This window comes from Actinoalloteichus caeruleus, assembly GCF_049311605.1.
Classification (GTDB): Bacteria; Actinomycetota; Actinomycetes; order Mycobacteriales; family Pseudonocardiaceae; genus Actinoalloteichus_B; species Actinoalloteichus_B caeruleus.
The window spans coordinates 1,089,522-1,103,946 of sequence record NZ_CP186005.1 but is presented as its reverse complement, the minus strand read 5'-3'; the positions used below and the strand labels follow the sequence as shown (position 1 = coordinate 1,103,946).

Here is a 14,425-nt window from a genome sequence, read left to right as displayed (position 1 = left end):
CGCTACCGTGAGACGGCCCGCGCGAGGTCGGGGCGGGAAAACGACGTCCGAGGAGGTGGCCGCGTGAGGCTGGTCAGACTGGGCGAACCCGTCAGCGCCGTCGGCAACGACCTGCGAGCGGCGCTCGTCGCGTGTGGAACGGGGCGCGCCCTGCTCGGCGGCGTCGGAGTCCTCGGCGGACGCCCGGCCGGTTCGGCCGGCCAGGTCGACGCCGTGCTGGTGCTGCCCAGGGCGGTCCTGGTGGTCGTCGGTGTCGACCTGCCCGAACCGGTGCGGGCACTGCGAGCCCCCCTGGACGCCCCGTGGAACCTGGACGGCACTCCCCTGCCCACCCAGGCAGGAGGACCACATCCGGCGGCCGCCGCGCGGACGCTCACCGCCGAGATCCAGTCCCGCCTGAACCGGCTACCCGGCACCGTGCCGCCCGTCCGGACCCTGATCGCGGTTGGACCGTTCGTCGAGCGGGTGGAGCAGGCCCCCGGCGACCGCGACGCGGGCGTCCGGGTGTTCCACCCCAGCCCCGCCACGGTTCTCGGAGCGGCCCGGGAGCTGGCCGACCACCCCGCGCCGTGCCAGCCAGCCGACGCCAGACGCGTCCTCGACCTGCTCTTCCCACCCGGGTCGGGTCTGGCCGCCGGCATGACCGACCTGGCCGGCCTCACGGAGGAGGACCTGGCACGCGAGGGTTTCGGGTCCGACGCGACCACGACGGGAACGACGTCGACCGGCCGGTCGGGTGTGGGGCCGACTGGCACCACGCGAGAACCCCCGCCGAGCAGCGGCCCGCACCGCCCCACCACCGGCCGCACCAGGCTGACCTGGCAGGGCTGGGCCGCCGCCGTCGTCGGGGTCGGGGTCCTCGCTGCTGGCGGAGTGGTCCTCGCCCTGTCCGGCTCGGACCAGGACGTGAACGCCGACCAGCCCGAGAGTTCGGCCGGCGAGAACACCGCCGAGTACCGCGAGGTCGCCGCCGACTCGGGCACCGGGTGCGCCGACAACGCCTTCGGGGACGTGCGGACCTGGTTGCGGGAACACGACTGCTCGACGCTCTCCCGAGGTCTCCTCGACCTCTCGGTGAACGGTCGAGCCGTCGGGGTCTCCCTCGCCGTGGCCACCTTCGCCGACGAGGACACCGCCGGTGCGTTCCAGGACCTCGTCGAGTCCCCCGGCCGAGGCGGGGTGGACGACCTGCTGCGCGACGGGCACGAGTGGCCGACCGGGCCCGACGACTTCCACGGCGCGGCCTTCGTCACCTCGCGGGAGGGGGCCGAGGTCAGGATCGCGCAGGCCGTGTGGTCCGAGGGCGGGGCGGATCCGCAGGACGCCACCCTCCAGGCCGCCGCCAGGAACGCGTTGCGGGTGAACCTCCGCTGAGCCCGGCCCCCTATCGTCCTCGGAACCCTGATCTCCGTGCCGTGCCGCCCGCTGGCCCGGCATGCCGCGCGCCGGGTCGCGCGGCGTCCACGAGAGGCGGACCCGGGTTCGGCTGCCCGGGTCAGAGACCGTAGCTCTCCAACAACCGCAGCCACACCTCGCTGATCGTGGGGTAGGCGGGAACCGCGTGCCACAGCCGGTCCAGCGGGATCTCGCCCACCACGGCCACCGTGGCGGCGTGCAGCAGCTCCGCCACGTCGTAGCCCGCGAAGGTGACCCCGACCAGCACCCGCCGCTCCTCGTCGACCACGATCTTCGCGGTGCCCCGGTAGTTCGCCGCGTGCAGTGCCGAACCACCGACGGCGATGTCCAGTTCCACCACCCGAACCGGCAGGCCCGCTCTCCGCGCCTCCTCCTCGGTGCGGCCCACGCTCGCCACCTCGGGGTCGGTGAAGACCACCTGCGGTACCGCGACGTGGTCGGCCGACGCCCGGTACCGCGTCCACGGCTCCGGCTGGTCGGCCTCGCCCACCCCGGAGGCGCGGGCGGCCACCACGTCCCCCACCACCCGGGCGTCGTACTTCCCCTGGTGGGTCAGCGGAGCTCGCCCCGTCACGTCACCGGCCGCGTACAACCACCGGCCCGGCACGCCGTGCACGAGCCCGCTGTCGTCGACGGTCAGCGCGCCGCCCTCGGTGAGCCCCACCGAGTCCAGGCCGAGGTCCGAGGTGGCCGGCCGTCGTCCCGTCGCCACGAGCAACTGGTCGGCCGCGACCTCGCGGCCGTCCGAGAGGTGCAGGAGGATCCCTCCCCCGCTACCGCTGACCCGGTCGAGCTCCGTCCCCAGCAGCAGTTCCACCCCCGACGCCCGCAGACCCTCCGCCACCAGCTCACCGGCGAAGGGCTCGAAACGGTTCAGCACCCGCTCGCCCTTGACCACCATCACCACCTGCGAGCCCAGCGAGGCGAAGGCCTGCGCCAGTTCCGTACCGGCCACACCGCCTCCCAGCACCGCGAGGCGGTCGGGAACGGTACGGGCGCTCGTCGCGTCGCGGGTGGTCCAGGTGGGGACATCGGCCAGCCCGGGGACGGGCGGCGTGACCGGCTGGCTGCCGGTGCACAGGATCACCGCGTGGCGCGCCGACACCTCACGTCGCTCCCCACCGGTGACGACCTCCAGTTCTCGCTCACCCACCAGCCGGGCCCGTCCGCGCAGGACGGTGAGCCCGACGCCCTCCGCCCACTCGACCTGCCCCCCGTCGTCCCAGTGCGAGGTGAAGGAATCCCGGTTGGCCAGGACCTCGGCGACGTTCAGCCCGTCCCCCGCGGCCTCACGCGCTCCGGGGACCCGACGCGCCGCCGCCAACGCCTGTCCGGGGCGGAGCAACGCCTTGCTGGGCATGCACGCCCAGTAGGAGCACTCCCCGCCCAGGAGCTCCGCCTCCACGATGGCGGTGCGAAGACCACCGGCCGACGCCCGAGCGGCGGCGTTCTCCCCGACCGCCCCACCACCGACGACCACCACGTCGAACTCGTCCCTGCCCGCTGCCATGCCCAGCACCTCTCCCCTCGACAGCCCGGCGTCGCGCGCTGGGCCTCGTCGTCGCTCGCCGGCCCCGAACGGCCGGCGCGGTCCCTCAGCCCGGCTCGCCACGCCGCTTCCGGTGCAGGACCCAGCCGAAGTCGACGACCGCGACGACCGCGAGAACGACGAGGACGACCCCGAACGCCACGAACCCGTTGAGGAGGAGCAGCACTCCCACGACCCCGCAGAACAGCACGCCGAACCCGGCCAGCCACAACCTGAGGGTCAACGCGCTGCGAGCGGGAGCCGCCCCGCCGAACCCCCCGGTCGGGTCGTGGTAGTCGTACAACCCGCGCTCGTACTCCTCCCGCGTCCGGCGCTTCCTCGAACCGTCGTCATCCCGGTGTGTCATGGTCCTCGGCTACCCGGGAGCACGGCGGTCGATACCTCCCGTAGCTCCTGGCCCCGACGCGCCGCTCCCCCGGCCGGCCGGCACGACCTGACAAGGGCACGGGGTGCGGCCCCGACCGCACGGAGGTGTGGGAGTTCGCGGAGGAACCGCCCCCTGCCTGTGACGCGGGCACCAGGAACTCGACTCACCTGTCCGGGGAGTGGGGAGCGCCCTCGGCGGCCCCGTCCGGGAAAACCGCCACGATCTCGCCGGACCCCGGGTCCCGGGGCCGGACGAACCCCTCGTTCGCCGTCACCGGCGGTGACGGATCGACGGGGATGGGCTCCTCCGCCGGCGGACGTGGCGTGGGGACCACGGGAGGCAGGTCGGCCGACCGCAGGCGAGGTGGCAACGTCAGGTAGGGGCGGAGCACCCGGCGCAGGACGGCGGCGGGGAGCAACAGGGGAACGACAGCGGCCAGTGCGGCGGCGAGCGACCCCGCCGACAGGACGTCCGGGGGGAGCAACCGGGCGGTGCGGTCGACCACGGCACGCCGGAAGGGGAGCGCCGCCAGGTAGAGCACGGTCATGAACAGCAGCATCCCGAGCACCGCTCGGTGCACCGCCGCGTGGTAGCCCAGTCCCTCGGCGGACACCATCACCGCGACCCACCCGAGCAACGCGGAGAACTGCGCCCGCCGGGTCGTCGCGGCCCAGGCCACCCCCGCCAACCAGCCCAGGGTTCGCAGCAGCGGCGCCCTGGAGTCCTCCGCCAGCCACCCGCGCACCGCCGAGGACACCCCACCCAGATCGGCGCCCAGACCGGCCAGGGCAGCCTCCGGCACCCGCAGCGGACTCCAGCCGTCGCCGACGAGGTAGTGACCCACGATCCAGGCCAGGGTCCAGGCCGAGATCAGCAGGGCGAGGGCGAGGTGCCAGGGCGGGCGGCGCAGGGCGATGCGGAACAGTCGAAGGACATCCTGCCGGCTCGACCACATGGCTTTCCTCCCCCTCACCCCGCCCGTCGGTCACCTGGGCGCTGTGATCGATAGTGGCCCTGCGGGGCGAGGTTGGGAAGGCACTCAGCCGACCGGCGGCGCGGCCGCCGACATGGTCACCGAGAGTGATCGCGGGCGTGGGTGGGAAGCCGTCGCACGGCATCCGGGGCCGGCGGCACGCGCCCGCGACACGCGCGCGGAACAGCGATCACGGGCCGGCCTCACCGCTCCCGGGCGCGCGGCCCGGGTGGGCTCGGCGTCCGAGTCCCCGGCCGCGTCCCCACCACCGGGTGGGTGTCGGGAGGAGGCCCGGCGTCCCCGGCCCCGGAGAACCCCTGTCACGGCAGGAGGACGAGGTCCCCCGGAACCACCGACGGCTGCTCACACCTTCGGGTATTTCGCCTGGCAGAACCACCCCGCGGGTACTCCAATCAGAGTAGTCGTCTGGAGGTGGCAAACATGACCAGTGACGTGCAGGACATCAGGGAGCTTCCCGGCCGGACCGTCTACGGGGCGGACGGTCAGAAGATCGGCAAGGTCGCGCAGGTCTGGTTGGACGGCCCATCCGGCGAACCTTCCTGGCTGACGGTGCACACCGGCCTGTTCGGCATGCACGAGATCTTCGTGCCGATGGCCGGGATGCACATGACCGAGAACGGCGGCATCGAGGTGCGCTACAGCAAGAACCAGGTCAAGGACGCGCCCCATGTCTCCCCGGAGCGCGGCGAGCTGCCCTTCGAGGAGGAGCGCAGGCTGTACGACTACTACGGCCTGCCGCGACAGCGGGAGAGCGGCGAGCAGCTGTCCGGCGCCGAGGAACGGACCGCGACGTCGCAGGACACGGCCACCGAGCCGCCAGGACCCGTCCACGCGCCCACCCCGCCCCAGCAACGCTCCGAGAGCGGCGAGGTCGCCGCAACACCCCCCGTCGGGCCGCCGCCCCCTGGGGAGGCCACCGCCGGGGAACCGCTCCAGACGCCGAGCCAGCGGCCAGCCGAGGCGTCCGCGGCCGGAGCGACCACCCCACCACCGCCGCCCGCCGCCGACGCCATGGCGCAGGCCGCTGACATGCCGCTGGCCACGAACCGGGCCGAGACGTGGCCGGAGCGCAGCACCGAACGGACCGCACCCACCCCGACCGTCGCCCCGCCACCGCCGATCACTGCCGACGCCCCCGGCACGCCCGTCGACCCGGGGGCCGTCACGGCACCCGTGCCGGTCGAGGAGGCGACCGGTAGGGAACAGGCACCGTTGACCACCGACGAGGAAAGCACCATGACCCGCTTCGAGGAGCGGCTCCTGGTGCGGACCGAACGGGTACGGGTCGGACGCGCCCGGCTGCGCAAGTACGTGGTCAACGAGACCGTGCAGGTCAACGTGTCGCTCAAACGGGAACGCGCCCGCCTGCGGACCGAGGCCGTGTCGGAGACCGAGCGAGCGGCCTACGGAGAGCACCTGGACCTCGGGGAGGAGGAACAGGAGATCGTGCTCTACGAGGAGCGGCCGGTCATCTCCCGCGAGATCGTGCCCGTCGAGCGCGTGCGGTTGGCCAGTGAGGTCTACCTGGAGGAGGAGACCATCACCGAACGCGTGCGCGCCGAGCGGATCGAGGTGGAGGAGGAGACCACGGAGACCCGCCCACGCTGACCCCGGGACGGGGCCCGTCCGCCTGATGCTGGGACGGGTCCCGCAAAGGCCAGTCGGAACGGCTCCTCCACCCGAGGGCGCGAGGAACACGAGGCGCGAGCTGGCTCCGGTCGCTGTTCAGGGGATCACCCGCCCGTCGGCCCTCGCCGAGCGGGAACCAGCAGCCGAACACAGCGGTCTCGGGTGCCTGTCACACCTCGGCGATGCCCCCGCTCACCTCCTGCGCCAGCGCGGAAGGCAGGCTTCGGTTCGCACCCGCGTCCCACCCCTACCGTGAGCCCCCGGCCTCGTCACCGAAGTGGACCAGCCTCCCAGGGCGGTGAGGCTCGCCAACCACCGCCCGCGAGGTCACCTCCGCCCGCCCCGCTCCACTCCTGCGCACGCGCGTCGCGCACCCCGTACGGGACATCGACCAGCGACCGCGCCGCAACCACCGGAACAACGGGGCAGTGGCACCGTTACCCCTCGCGCCGCGGACGGCGCCACCCCCACCAGTCTCGGACAAGCCGCCGATCGGCGGGACTACCGCGCCTCACGCGGCAGTTCTGGTTCGAGGACTCCGGCCACCCGCTCAGCGGACTCACACGCCTCCTCCCGAGACTCCGTGAAGCTGACCACGACCGTCGCGTGGGCTGATTCCCCGAGTTCCATCGAGATCTGGCATTTATTCGGCTCACGGTCATCCGTAATCAACAACGCGCGCAGCGGACCAACCTGGTATTCGGTCAGGTTGTAGTCGGTCAGGTTGAGCTCGTCCAAAGCTCGATCAACGCGAATGTTGATAGACAACAGCGGGGTCTCCAACGGCGCCACCGTATAACTACACGCATAAATAACGCCGACGTCTTCGAAGTCAGCAGTAGAAGGGTCGAACCCCAGGTCAGTAACTTGCTCGGCGTCGAGGACCTCGCAAGGCAGCACGCTCGCCAACTCCTCCTCAGACGACGGCCCATCTTCAACAGCCCTACCCGCCGTATCAGAACTACCTGGAACCGGCGTGGGGACGGAGAGAGCTTGCCCAGGGGTTTCCGAGGTGCAGCCCGTCACAACGGCGAGCAGGGCAACACCAGCAGTAGCCACAGCACAGCGATGACGGGGTGTCCAACCGATCATGGAAGGTCGTCTCCGGTGTTGGTCAGCAGGGTAGCGTTCTCAGCATCCCGATTCTGGGTGTTACGGGCGGAAGCCCTGATCGCTGCGGCAAGGTCCTCGAGCGCCTTGATGTAGAGCACGAGGTTCTCCCTGGCCGAAGTAGGCGTGCCCATCGCTGTCACCCGGTCCTGCTTGGCCATCGTCAACGCCACCGGACTGGAACCAAGCCGAACGTCCTGCTCCAGAAACTCGAAGTACCTGAGCCGCTTGCGGGCTCGGACGGCGATGGCGTCGATCTTGGCGGCCATGCTCTCGGCGCTCTCCGGGTCGATCGAGACCTTGCCCGCCGCAGCGGCCGCGCCGAACGCCGCGACACTGCCCGTCATCTTCGCCGTCGAGGGAAACGCGGAACCAGCACCGCCGCCGTCGCTCTCGATGTGCACACTGCCTCCCACATCCTCCTCGCGGACCGACCTCAGCCGGCACCGCACCGGCCAACGCTACCAACGGCGGTACCACGAACCGGAGAAAATCGGTTCACCTCCGCCGAACGGAGCAGGGACGGGCGAACAGCGCACCCAGATCAAGCGCAATCCTCCCGGCCACCCGAACCGAGAGACCGCCCCCCACCAGCCGGCATCACCGTCGCGGTGATGACGTGGCTCTCCAGCACCACAAGGAGCACGCACCCGAAAGGAGCGGAGACGCCGAACCGCGTGCCGCTCGGGCAAGGGTCCTCAGGAAGCACTGCCGCCCTCGGCCGCCATCCAACAACAGTCATGCCCCCACAGCACAGGGGTAGCCCGGTTCGAACACCCAGTTGCCTTGCGTGTCCTTACCCTCAGTGCCGCCGACGACTCCACCAGCCCGACGGGGAATCACGGCGTCTCGCGGGGCAGTTCGGGCTCCACGGCAGCAGCCAGCCGCTCTACTGCCTCACACGCCGCTTCCCGTGAGTCGGTGAACATCACGCGAACCGTGGCGTGGGCGTTTTCCCCGAGTTCCATCGAAATCTGGCACTTGTTCGGATCACGGTCGTCCGTGATCAACAGTGCTCGCAGTGGGCCGACCTGGTGATCAATCGCGTTGAAGTTGGTCAGATTCAGCTCATCCAATGACTGGTCCACGCCGATGTTGATAGACATCAAAGGACGCTCCGAAGGAGCCGGCCTGTACTGACAAAGGTTGAGAATGCCGACATCATCGAACTGGGCAGTCGAGGGGTCAAACCCCAAGTCGATTATCTGATCGTCAGCAAGAATACCACAGGGCAAGATGGCCGCCAACTCATCGTCGAAGTTCGCCCCGGCCTCGACAGGGGATGCGTCCGCCGGATGAGGACTATTCGGCGCCGATTCGGAGGCAGAAAGAGCTTTCCCAGGGATTTCCGAGGTGCAGCCCGCCACAACCACGAGCATGGCAACAACTCCCATAACACCCGCAGCTGAATTCTGACGGCGTGTCCAACCGGTCATACGAGGTCGTCTCCGATATTGGTAAGCCGGGTGGCGTTCTCAGCATCCCGACCTCGGGTGTTACGGGCGGAAGCCCTGATGGCCGCGGCGAGATCCTCGAGTGCTTTGATGTAGAGCACGAGGTTCTCCTTAGCCGAGGTGGGCGTGCCCACTGCCGTCACCAGGTCCTGCTCGGCCATAGTCAAAGCTACTGGACTGGAACCGAGACGAACGCCCTGCTCCAAAATCTCGAATCTGCCAAGACGCTCCTCGGCGCGTGCCGCGATCGCGTCGATTTTGGCGGCCATGCTCTCGGCGCTCTCGGGGTCGATCGAGACCTTGCCCGCCGCAGCGGCCGCGCCGAACGCCGCGATGCTGCCCGTCATCTTCGCCGTCGAGGGAAACGCGGAACCGGCACCGCCGCCGTCGCTCTCGATGTGCACACTGCCTCCCACATCCTCCTCGCGGACCGACCTCAGCCGGTACGCCGCACCGGCCAACGCTACCAACGGCGACGCCACGAACCAGCGGGAATCGGCGCACCTGCGCCGAACGGAGCAGCAACGCCGAACAGCAAGGAGCGGAGACGCCGAACCGCGTGCCGCGATGACCCGGGTCCGCAGGAGGCACGGCCGCCCTTGGCCCGCACGGGTGTGCCGACGGACGGTTCCCCCTTCGCACCATCCGTCGGCCCCTTCCCACACCCTCACCCCTCGCCCCGACGCCTTTCCGCTGTCGGGGCCGTGGTCGTGTCGGACGTCCCGTCGCCGCCCACCCCCCGGTGGGACAGCGGGTCCGCCGGCACGACCGGGGCCCGGCACCCCGGGGTGACCGACCCCTCGTACGGCCACCCCGGAAGCAGACGCCGGTTCGACAGGGCGGTGGTCCTCCTCCCCCGGAGGACCCGCCCGGTCACCGCGCCGTCAGGCCGCGACCGGTGCCGTGCGGGTTTCGCCCCACCCCCTGTGGGGGCGAAACCCTCGGCTCCCTCGCAGGCCCGGCTTCCCGGCCTGACGTGATCAATGGTGGCGTCCGCGATCTTCTGGGGGCAGCGTGAAGGCCCTTCATTCGGGCTGTGTAGTCCTACGCATCCGGGTCTGGGGGCGGTCACCGGGGTCGCCGTGCGGAGTCCGGGCGGTGTTGTCACCGTAGACCGCCGAACGGCGGAACGGGGCCAGGCGCGCGGGCTCGTCCAGGAGGACGCACCGCCGGGACGTGGAGGACGGCGGACGTGGCAGGGCCCCGTTCCCTGGACGGGAACGGGGCCCTTCGGGTCTCCTGGCGGCGGTGGTCGTCGCGCGACGGTCTAGATCGCCTCGGAGTCGCGTTCGCCGGTGCGGACCCGCACGACGGTCTCCACGGGTGTCACCCAGACCTTGCCGTCGCCGACCTCACCGGTGCGTGCCGCTTCGACCACGGTCCTGATGACGTCCTCGGTCCTGGTCTCGTCGACCAGCACCTCCACCCGGAGCTTGGTGATGTAGTCGACGGCGTACCCCGCACCCCGGTACACCTCGGTGCGGCCCTTCTGCCGGCCGTAGCCGCGCGCCTCGCTCACGGTCATGCCGAGCACGCCGAGGCGGTCGAGGCCCGCCCTGATGTCGTCCAGCGCGGCCGAGCGGACGATGGCGGTGACCAGCCTCATCGGGAACTCCTCTCGGCGATCACCGGGCCGTCGGTGGAGCCCGAGGGTGCTGCTCCAGGGGACTCGGTCCGGCTCGCGGTCGCGGGTCCGGCCAGCGCGTACGCGCTCTCGGCGTGTTCGGTGCGGTCGACGCCGAGGTCCTCGTCCTCCGGCTTGGCGCGGAACCCGATCGTCGCCTTGATGGCGAGTGCGAGCAGGAGGCTCACGACGAACGAGAAGGCCAGGACCGCGAGGGCGCCGACGGTCTGCCGCCAGAGCAGGTCGAGGCCACCGCCGTAGAACAGCCCGGCGACTCCGCCCGCCTCCTCCGAGGCGAGGAGGCCGATCATGACGGTGCCGATCATGCCGCCGACCAGGTGGACGCCGACGACGTCGAGCGAGTCGTCGTACCCCAGCCGGTACTTCAGACCGATGGCGAGCGCGCACACGGCGCCGGCGAGGACACCCAGGGCCACCGCGCCCACCGGGCTGACCGAGGCGCCGGCTGGGGTGATCGCCACCAGACCGGCGACGATGCCCGAGGCGGCGCCGAGGGTGGTGGCGTGGCCGTCGCGAATCCGTTCGACCAGCAGCCAACCGAGGATCGCGGCTCCCGTGGCGACCAGCGTGTTCACCATGACGAGTCCGGCGGTGGCGTCGGCGGCCAACGCGGAACCCGCGTTGAAGCCGAACCAGCCGAACCAGAGCAGGGCGGCGCCGAGGACGACGAACGGCAGGTTGTGCGGTCGCCCGGGGTCCTGCGGCCAGTTGCGGCGGCGGCCGAGCACGAGCGCCAGGGCGAGTGCGGCGGCCCCGGCGTTGATGTGGACGGCGGTCCCACCGGCGAAGTCGATGGCCTCCAGGCTGTTGGCGATCCACCCGCCGACGTAGCCGGTCTCCTCGTCGTCGAAGGAGAAGACCCAGTGCGCGGCCGGGAAGTAGACCAGGGTCGCCCACAGGCCGGCGAAGACCAGCCAGGGGCCGAACCGGGCGCGGTCGGCGATGGCGCCGGAGATCAACGCCACCGTGATGATCGCGAACATCGCCTGGAAGGCGACGAACACGATGGTGGGGATCGAGCCGGACATGGCCGATCCGTCGATGAGACCACGGAGCCCGAGGAACTCGGTGGGGTCACCGAGCAGGCCACCGCCGACGTCCTGCCCGAACGCGATGGAGTAGCCGTAGAGAACCCACAGCACGCCCACGACGGCCATGCTCCCCAGGCTCATCATGATCATGTTGAGCACGCTCTTCGCGCGGACCATCCCGCCGTAGAAGAACGCCAGGCCGGGCGTCATCAGCATTACCAGGGCAGCGCTGGTGAGCACCCACGCGGCATCGCCACTATCCATGTCGCCTCCATTAGACCGAACTGGCGCGAGCATTGATGCCGGCTATTTCCGTCGTCGTCCCTGGAGGTTTCGGCGCCGTGAAGTGTGAATGTTCCTCGTTACGACGGCGTGTCCCCTGATCGTCTTCCTCCGGGCGTCGATCTCCGCCGCGCGGGGGCGGGGCACGCGACGGGGCGGGAGCGCCCCGCGCTCCCGCCCCGCGACCTGGTACCCGGTCCCACCTGGGGTTCCCCGTGGGTCAGACGGCCCAGTAGTACCCGCCACCGCCGTAGGAGTACTCCACCCTGCTGTCCACGTGGGTGAAGGTCGAGTACCGGATGATTCCGGAGAAACCGGACGTCTGCGCGTAGCCGATGACCTGGCTGACGGAGCGTCCGCTCACCACGATGTCCGCGGCGATGCCGTAGGTGTGCTGGCTGTTGGCCGCGCCACCGACGGCCGAGTTGTGCGACCGGCTGCGGAAACCGGAATTGATCGTGATGGGCCGGTCACCCGCCTTCTTGCGGATCGCTTCCAGCTTGTACATCAGCCGCCGGACGTTCTCCCGAACGGTGGATGCCCCGACGTTCCCGCCGCTGAACCCGGCCCCGTCCTTCGAGTGGAACTCGGAGAAGTTGAAGTGCCGGGTGGAGCCGTCCGAGGCCTCGAGCCAGTTCAGCTGGGCCTGGGTCGCCGGGCCGACGATGCCGTCCGACGCGAGGCCGTATGCCGACTGGAAGCGGCGGACCGCCCCCTCCGTCGCCGGGCCGAACTGACCGTCGATCGCGATGTGGGTGCGGGAGGAGCTGCCCGCAGCCCATCCCGCGACGCGGATCTGGAGTTCGCGGACGTCGGCGCCGCTGTCCCCCACCCGCAGTGTTCTCGTCCAGTTGTAGGCGTGCGCCTCCGGCGCCGTGGCCACCGACACGGTGCCGGTGAACAGGGTCAACGCCAGCAGCGCGACCGCGACCCGCCCCAGTATTCGCAACATTCGTCCGTCCTCCGTCGTGAGGTTGGACCGCCGTCACCCAGCCGGTGCCGGCGGGTGGACCAACACTGCACACCTGTTCCCGGTAAGGACAGACCGGACGGCGAGAATTCACGGTGAGATCACCGATTCGGCGGAGTAGTCACCACGGACGGAGTAGGGACACCCGGCAGATGACGGAACGCCGTGCCACCGCACGGCGTCAGCGGTTCACCGGAGGATGACGCGCTGCTCCTCAGCCACTCGCTGGAGGGCGACACCGGTGGAGGGGCCCGCGACCGCCTCCACCGGTGTCGTCATCGCTCAGTCGAGCAGCGCACGCACGAAAGCACCGGGTTCGAAGGGCGCGAGGTCGTCCGGCCCCTCACCGAGGCCGACCAACTTGACCGGGACGCCCAACTCCCGCTGGACCTGGAAGACGATCCCGCCCTTCGCCGTGCCGTCGAGTTTGGTGAGCACGATCCCGGTGACGTCGACGACCTCGGAGAACACCCTGGCCTGCACCAGCCCGTTCTGACCGGTGGTCGCGTCGAGCACCAACAGCACCTCGTCGACCTCGGCCTGCTTCTCCACGACCCGCTTGACCTTGCCCAGCTCGTCCATCAGCCCGGTCTTGGTGTGCAACCGGCCCGCGGTGTCGACGAGGACGGCGTCGGCCTCCCGCTCGATGCCCTGGCGCACGGCGTCGTAGGCCACGCTGGCGGGATCGGCCCCCTCACGTCCCCGGACGACGACGGACCCGACCCGTTCCGCCCAGGTGGCGAGCTGGTCCGCCGCGGCGGCCCGGAAGGTGTCCGCCGCGCCGAGCAGGACCTGACGCCCGTCGGCGACGAGGACCCTGGCGAGCTTGCCTGTCGTGGTGGTCTTGCCCGTGCCGTTGACCCCCACCACGAGGACCACGGCCGGCCGCCCGCTGTGCGGCAGCGCGCGAACGGACCGTTCCCAGCCCGGCTGGAGGGCCTCGACCAGCACCTCGGACAGCATTCGCCGCACCTGGTCGGCGTCGCGCACCCCGCTGGTCGCGATCCTGGCGCGCAGCTTCTCCACGATCTCGGCGGTGGCGGAGGCCCCCAGGTCGGCCAGCAGCAGCGTGTCCTCGACGTCGGTCCAGGAGTCCTCGTCGAGATCACCGGCGCCGAGCAGGCCGAGCAGGCTCTGCCCGAGGGTGGACCGCGACCGGGACAGGCGTCCTCGGAGCCGCTCCAGTCGGCCGGTGGTGGGTGCGATGGGCTCGGTGGGAGCCGAGGGCTCCTCCGGCTCGGTGACGGAGGTCTCGGCCGGGGGGACCGGGGGGGACGGCGGCTCGACCGCCGGTGGCGTCGTGCTCGGCGGTTCGGGGGCACGGCGCGGTGGGATGTCCGTGGTGGTCCCGGGGTCGGTGGTCGCCTGGTCACCGTCCTCCGGGAGCTCGACGTCCACCACGTCCCGGCGGGCGGTGTCGCGGGGAACCGAGGCGTCGTCGCCGACCCCGGGTTGGCCGTCGGTCTCCGTCCGCTCGGTCACCGGGTGCTCGGCGGCCTCGCTGGGCGCCTCCGCCGTGGGCGGTGGCGTCGGCGGCCGTTCCTGGTCGGTGGCGGGAGCCGTGGCCGGGCGGTCCGGGGACTCCGTCGTCGGCGGGGCCGCCGAGCCCGAGGACAGGCTCACTCCCCCGCCGGCCTGGTACCCGCCGCCCCGCGCGCCCGGGCGGCCCTGATCGAGCTCCTCGGAACGCCGGGCTTCCTCGCGCAGGCTGATGCGCCTTCGGCGTGCCAGGAGCAGACCGGTCACCAGCGCGACGACCAGCACCACGGCAACAGCGGCAATGATCCAGATCAGGGTGGTTGACACCGCCCCATCCTCGCACTGGACGCACGTCACCCGCCGCACGGTCGGGGGCGGGGTGGGTGTGGTGGGCCGGGGGCCGGGGGCCATCAGGCCGGAAGCCCCGCCCGGGGTTCACCTACCGCGATCAACCACTTGCGCGAAGCAGCGAAGTGCTCTAGACCACATCAGGTGAAGA

At 71.1% G+C, this 14,425-nt stretch carries 13 protein-coding genes; 2 read left to right on the top strand and 11 right to left on the bottom strand.

The genetic code is table 11. The annotated features are described in order from the left end of the window. Window positions 1–63: 63 nt before the first annotated feature. Window positions 64–1,374, top strand: a complete 1,311-nt coding sequence (locus ACOJVX_RS04965; protein ID WP_026417084.1) for a hypothetical protein — start codon at window positions 64–66, stop codon at window positions 1,372–1,374. A 121-nt stretch (window positions 1,375–1,495) separates the two neighbouring features. Here the strand turns inward: ACOJVX_RS04965 and ACOJVX_RS04960 are convergent, their stop codons facing one another. The 3 genes from ACOJVX_RS04960 to ACOJVX_RS04950 all read right to left on the bottom strand — a co-directional run bounded on the left by ACOJVX_RS04960 (window position 1,496) and on the right by ACOJVX_RS04950 (window position 4,287). Continuing rightward, window positions 1,496–2,926 carry a dihydrolipoyl dehydrogenase family protein gene (locus ACOJVX_RS04960; protein WP_026417085.1) on the bottom strand — a complete coding sequence of 477 codons (1,431 nt, stop codon included), beginning with the start codon at window positions 2,924–2,926 and terminating at the stop codon, window positions 1,496–1,498. Between the two features lie 85 nt (window positions 2,927–3,011). Then, entirely contained in the window at window positions 3,012–3,311 is a 300-nt protein-coding gene (locus ACOJVX_RS04955; protein ID WP_026417086.1) for a DUF6343 family protein, read from the bottom strand. A 184-nt stretch (window positions 3,312–3,495) separates the two neighbouring features. Beyond that, on the bottom strand, window positions 3,496–4,287 hold the full coding sequence (locus ACOJVX_RS04950; protein WP_051313244.1) for a hypothetical protein: 792 nt from the start codon (window positions 4,285–4,287) through the stop codon (window positions 3,496–3,498). 459 nt (window positions 4,288–4,746) lie between these two features. Between ACOJVX_RS04950 and ACOJVX_RS04945 the strand changes: the two genes are divergently transcribed. Further along, window positions 4,747–5,934, top strand: coding sequence for a DUF2382 domain-containing protein (locus ACOJVX_RS04945; protein WP_422647288.1), 1,188 nt, complete (start codon window positions 4,747–4,749; stop codon window positions 5,932–5,934). 522 nt (window positions 5,935–6,456) lie between these two features. Here the strand turns inward: ACOJVX_RS04945 and ACOJVX_RS04940 are convergent. From ACOJVX_RS04940 to ftsY, 8 genes are all read right to left on the bottom strand, one after another. Then, the gene (locus ACOJVX_RS04940) at window positions 6,457–7,047 is read right to left on the bottom strand and encodes a DUF3558 domain-containing protein (protein ID WP_418156044.1); all 591 of its coding nucleotides are present in this window, start codon (window positions 7,045–7,047) and stop codon (window positions 6,457–6,459) included. Then, the gene (locus ACOJVX_RS04935) at window positions 7,044–7,469 is read right to left on the bottom strand and encodes a hypothetical protein (protein ID WP_418156043.1); all 426 of its coding nucleotides are present in this window, start codon (window positions 7,467–7,469) and stop codon (window positions 7,044–7,046) included. Before ACOJVX_RS04935 ends, ACOJVX_RS04940 begins: the two co-directional genes overlap by 4 nt. Before the next feature lie 435 nt (window positions 7,470–7,904). Further along, window positions 7,905–8,444: a DUF3558 domain-containing protein gene (locus ACOJVX_RS04930; RefSeq protein WP_081715175.1), complete on the bottom strand. Its 540-nt coding sequence runs from the start codon at window positions 8,442–8,444 to the stop codon at window positions 7,905–7,907. Between the two features lie 53 nt (window positions 8,445–8,497). Then, entirely contained in the window at window positions 8,498–8,923 is a 426-nt protein-coding gene (locus tag ACOJVX_RS04925; protein ID WP_081715228.1) for a hypothetical protein, read from the bottom strand. A gap of 863 nt (window positions 8,924–9,786) precedes the next feature. After that, window positions 9,787–10,125, bottom strand: coding sequence for a P-II family nitrogen regulator (locus ACOJVX_RS04920; protein WP_026417092.1), 339 nt, complete (start codon window positions 10,123–10,125; stop codon window positions 9,787–9,789). Beyond that, window positions 10,122–11,459, bottom strand: coding sequence for an ammonium transporter (locus tag ACOJVX_RS04915; protein ID WP_081715176.1), 1,338 nt, complete (start codon window positions 11,457–11,459; stop codon window positions 10,122–10,124). Before ACOJVX_RS04915 ends, ACOJVX_RS04920 begins: the two co-directional genes overlap by 4 nt. A 238-nt stretch (window positions 11,460–11,697) precedes the next feature. Then, window positions 11,698–12,429: a D-Ala-D-Ala carboxypeptidase family metallohydrolase gene (locus ACOJVX_RS04910; RefSeq protein WP_026417093.1), complete on the bottom strand. Its 732-nt coding sequence runs from the start codon at window positions 12,427–12,429 to the stop codon at window positions 11,698–11,700. Window positions 12,430–12,729: 300 nt separating this feature from the next. Then, complete coding sequence (ftsY, locus tag ACOJVX_RS04905) at window positions 12,730–14,253, bottom strand: signal recognition particle-docking protein FtsY (protein ID WP_026417094.1); 1,524 nt, start codon at window positions 14,251–14,253, stop codon at window positions 12,730–12,732. Window positions 14,254–14,425: the final 172 nt, after the last annotated feature.

Excerpts from the sequence above, each read along its gene's own strand:
- ACOJVX_RS04930 (WP_081715175.1), bottom strand. The coding sequence starts at position 8,444 with ATGCTCGTGGTTGTGGCGGGCTGCACCTCGGAAATCCCTGGGAAAGCT.
- ACOJVX_RS04945 (WP_422647288.1), top strand. The coding sequence starts at position 4,747 with ATGACCAGTGACGTGCAGGACATCAGGGAGCTTCCCGGCCGGACCGTC.
- ACOJVX_RS04960 (WP_026417085.1), bottom strand. The coding sequence starts at position 2,926 with ATGGCAGCGGGCAGGGACGAGTTCGACGTGGTGGTCGTCGGTGGTGGG.
- ACOJVX_RS04940 (WP_418156044.1), bottom strand. The coding sequence starts at position 7,047 with ATGATCGGTTGGACACCCCGTCATCGCTGTGCTGTGGCTACTGCTGGT.
- ACOJVX_RS04955 (WP_026417086.1), bottom strand. The coding sequence starts at position 3,311 with ATGACACACCGGGATGACGACGGTTCGAGGAAGCGCCGGACGCGGGAG.
- ACOJVX_RS04915 (WP_081715176.1), bottom strand. The coding sequence starts at position 11,459 with ATGGATAGTGGCGATGCCGCGTGGGTGCTCACCAGCGCTGCCCTGGTA.
- ACOJVX_RS04920 (WP_026417092.1), bottom strand. The coding sequence starts at position 10,125 with ATGAGGCTGGTCACCGCCATCGTCCGCTCGGCCGCGCTGGACGACATC.
- ACOJVX_RS04910 (WP_026417093.1), bottom strand. The coding sequence starts at position 12,429 with ATGTTGCGAATACTGGGGCGGGTCGCGGTCGCGCTGCTGGCGTTGACC.
- ACOJVX_RS04950 (WP_051313244.1), bottom strand. The coding sequence starts at position 4,287 with ATGTGGTCGAGCCGGCAGGATGTCCTTCGACTGTTCCGCATCGCCCTG.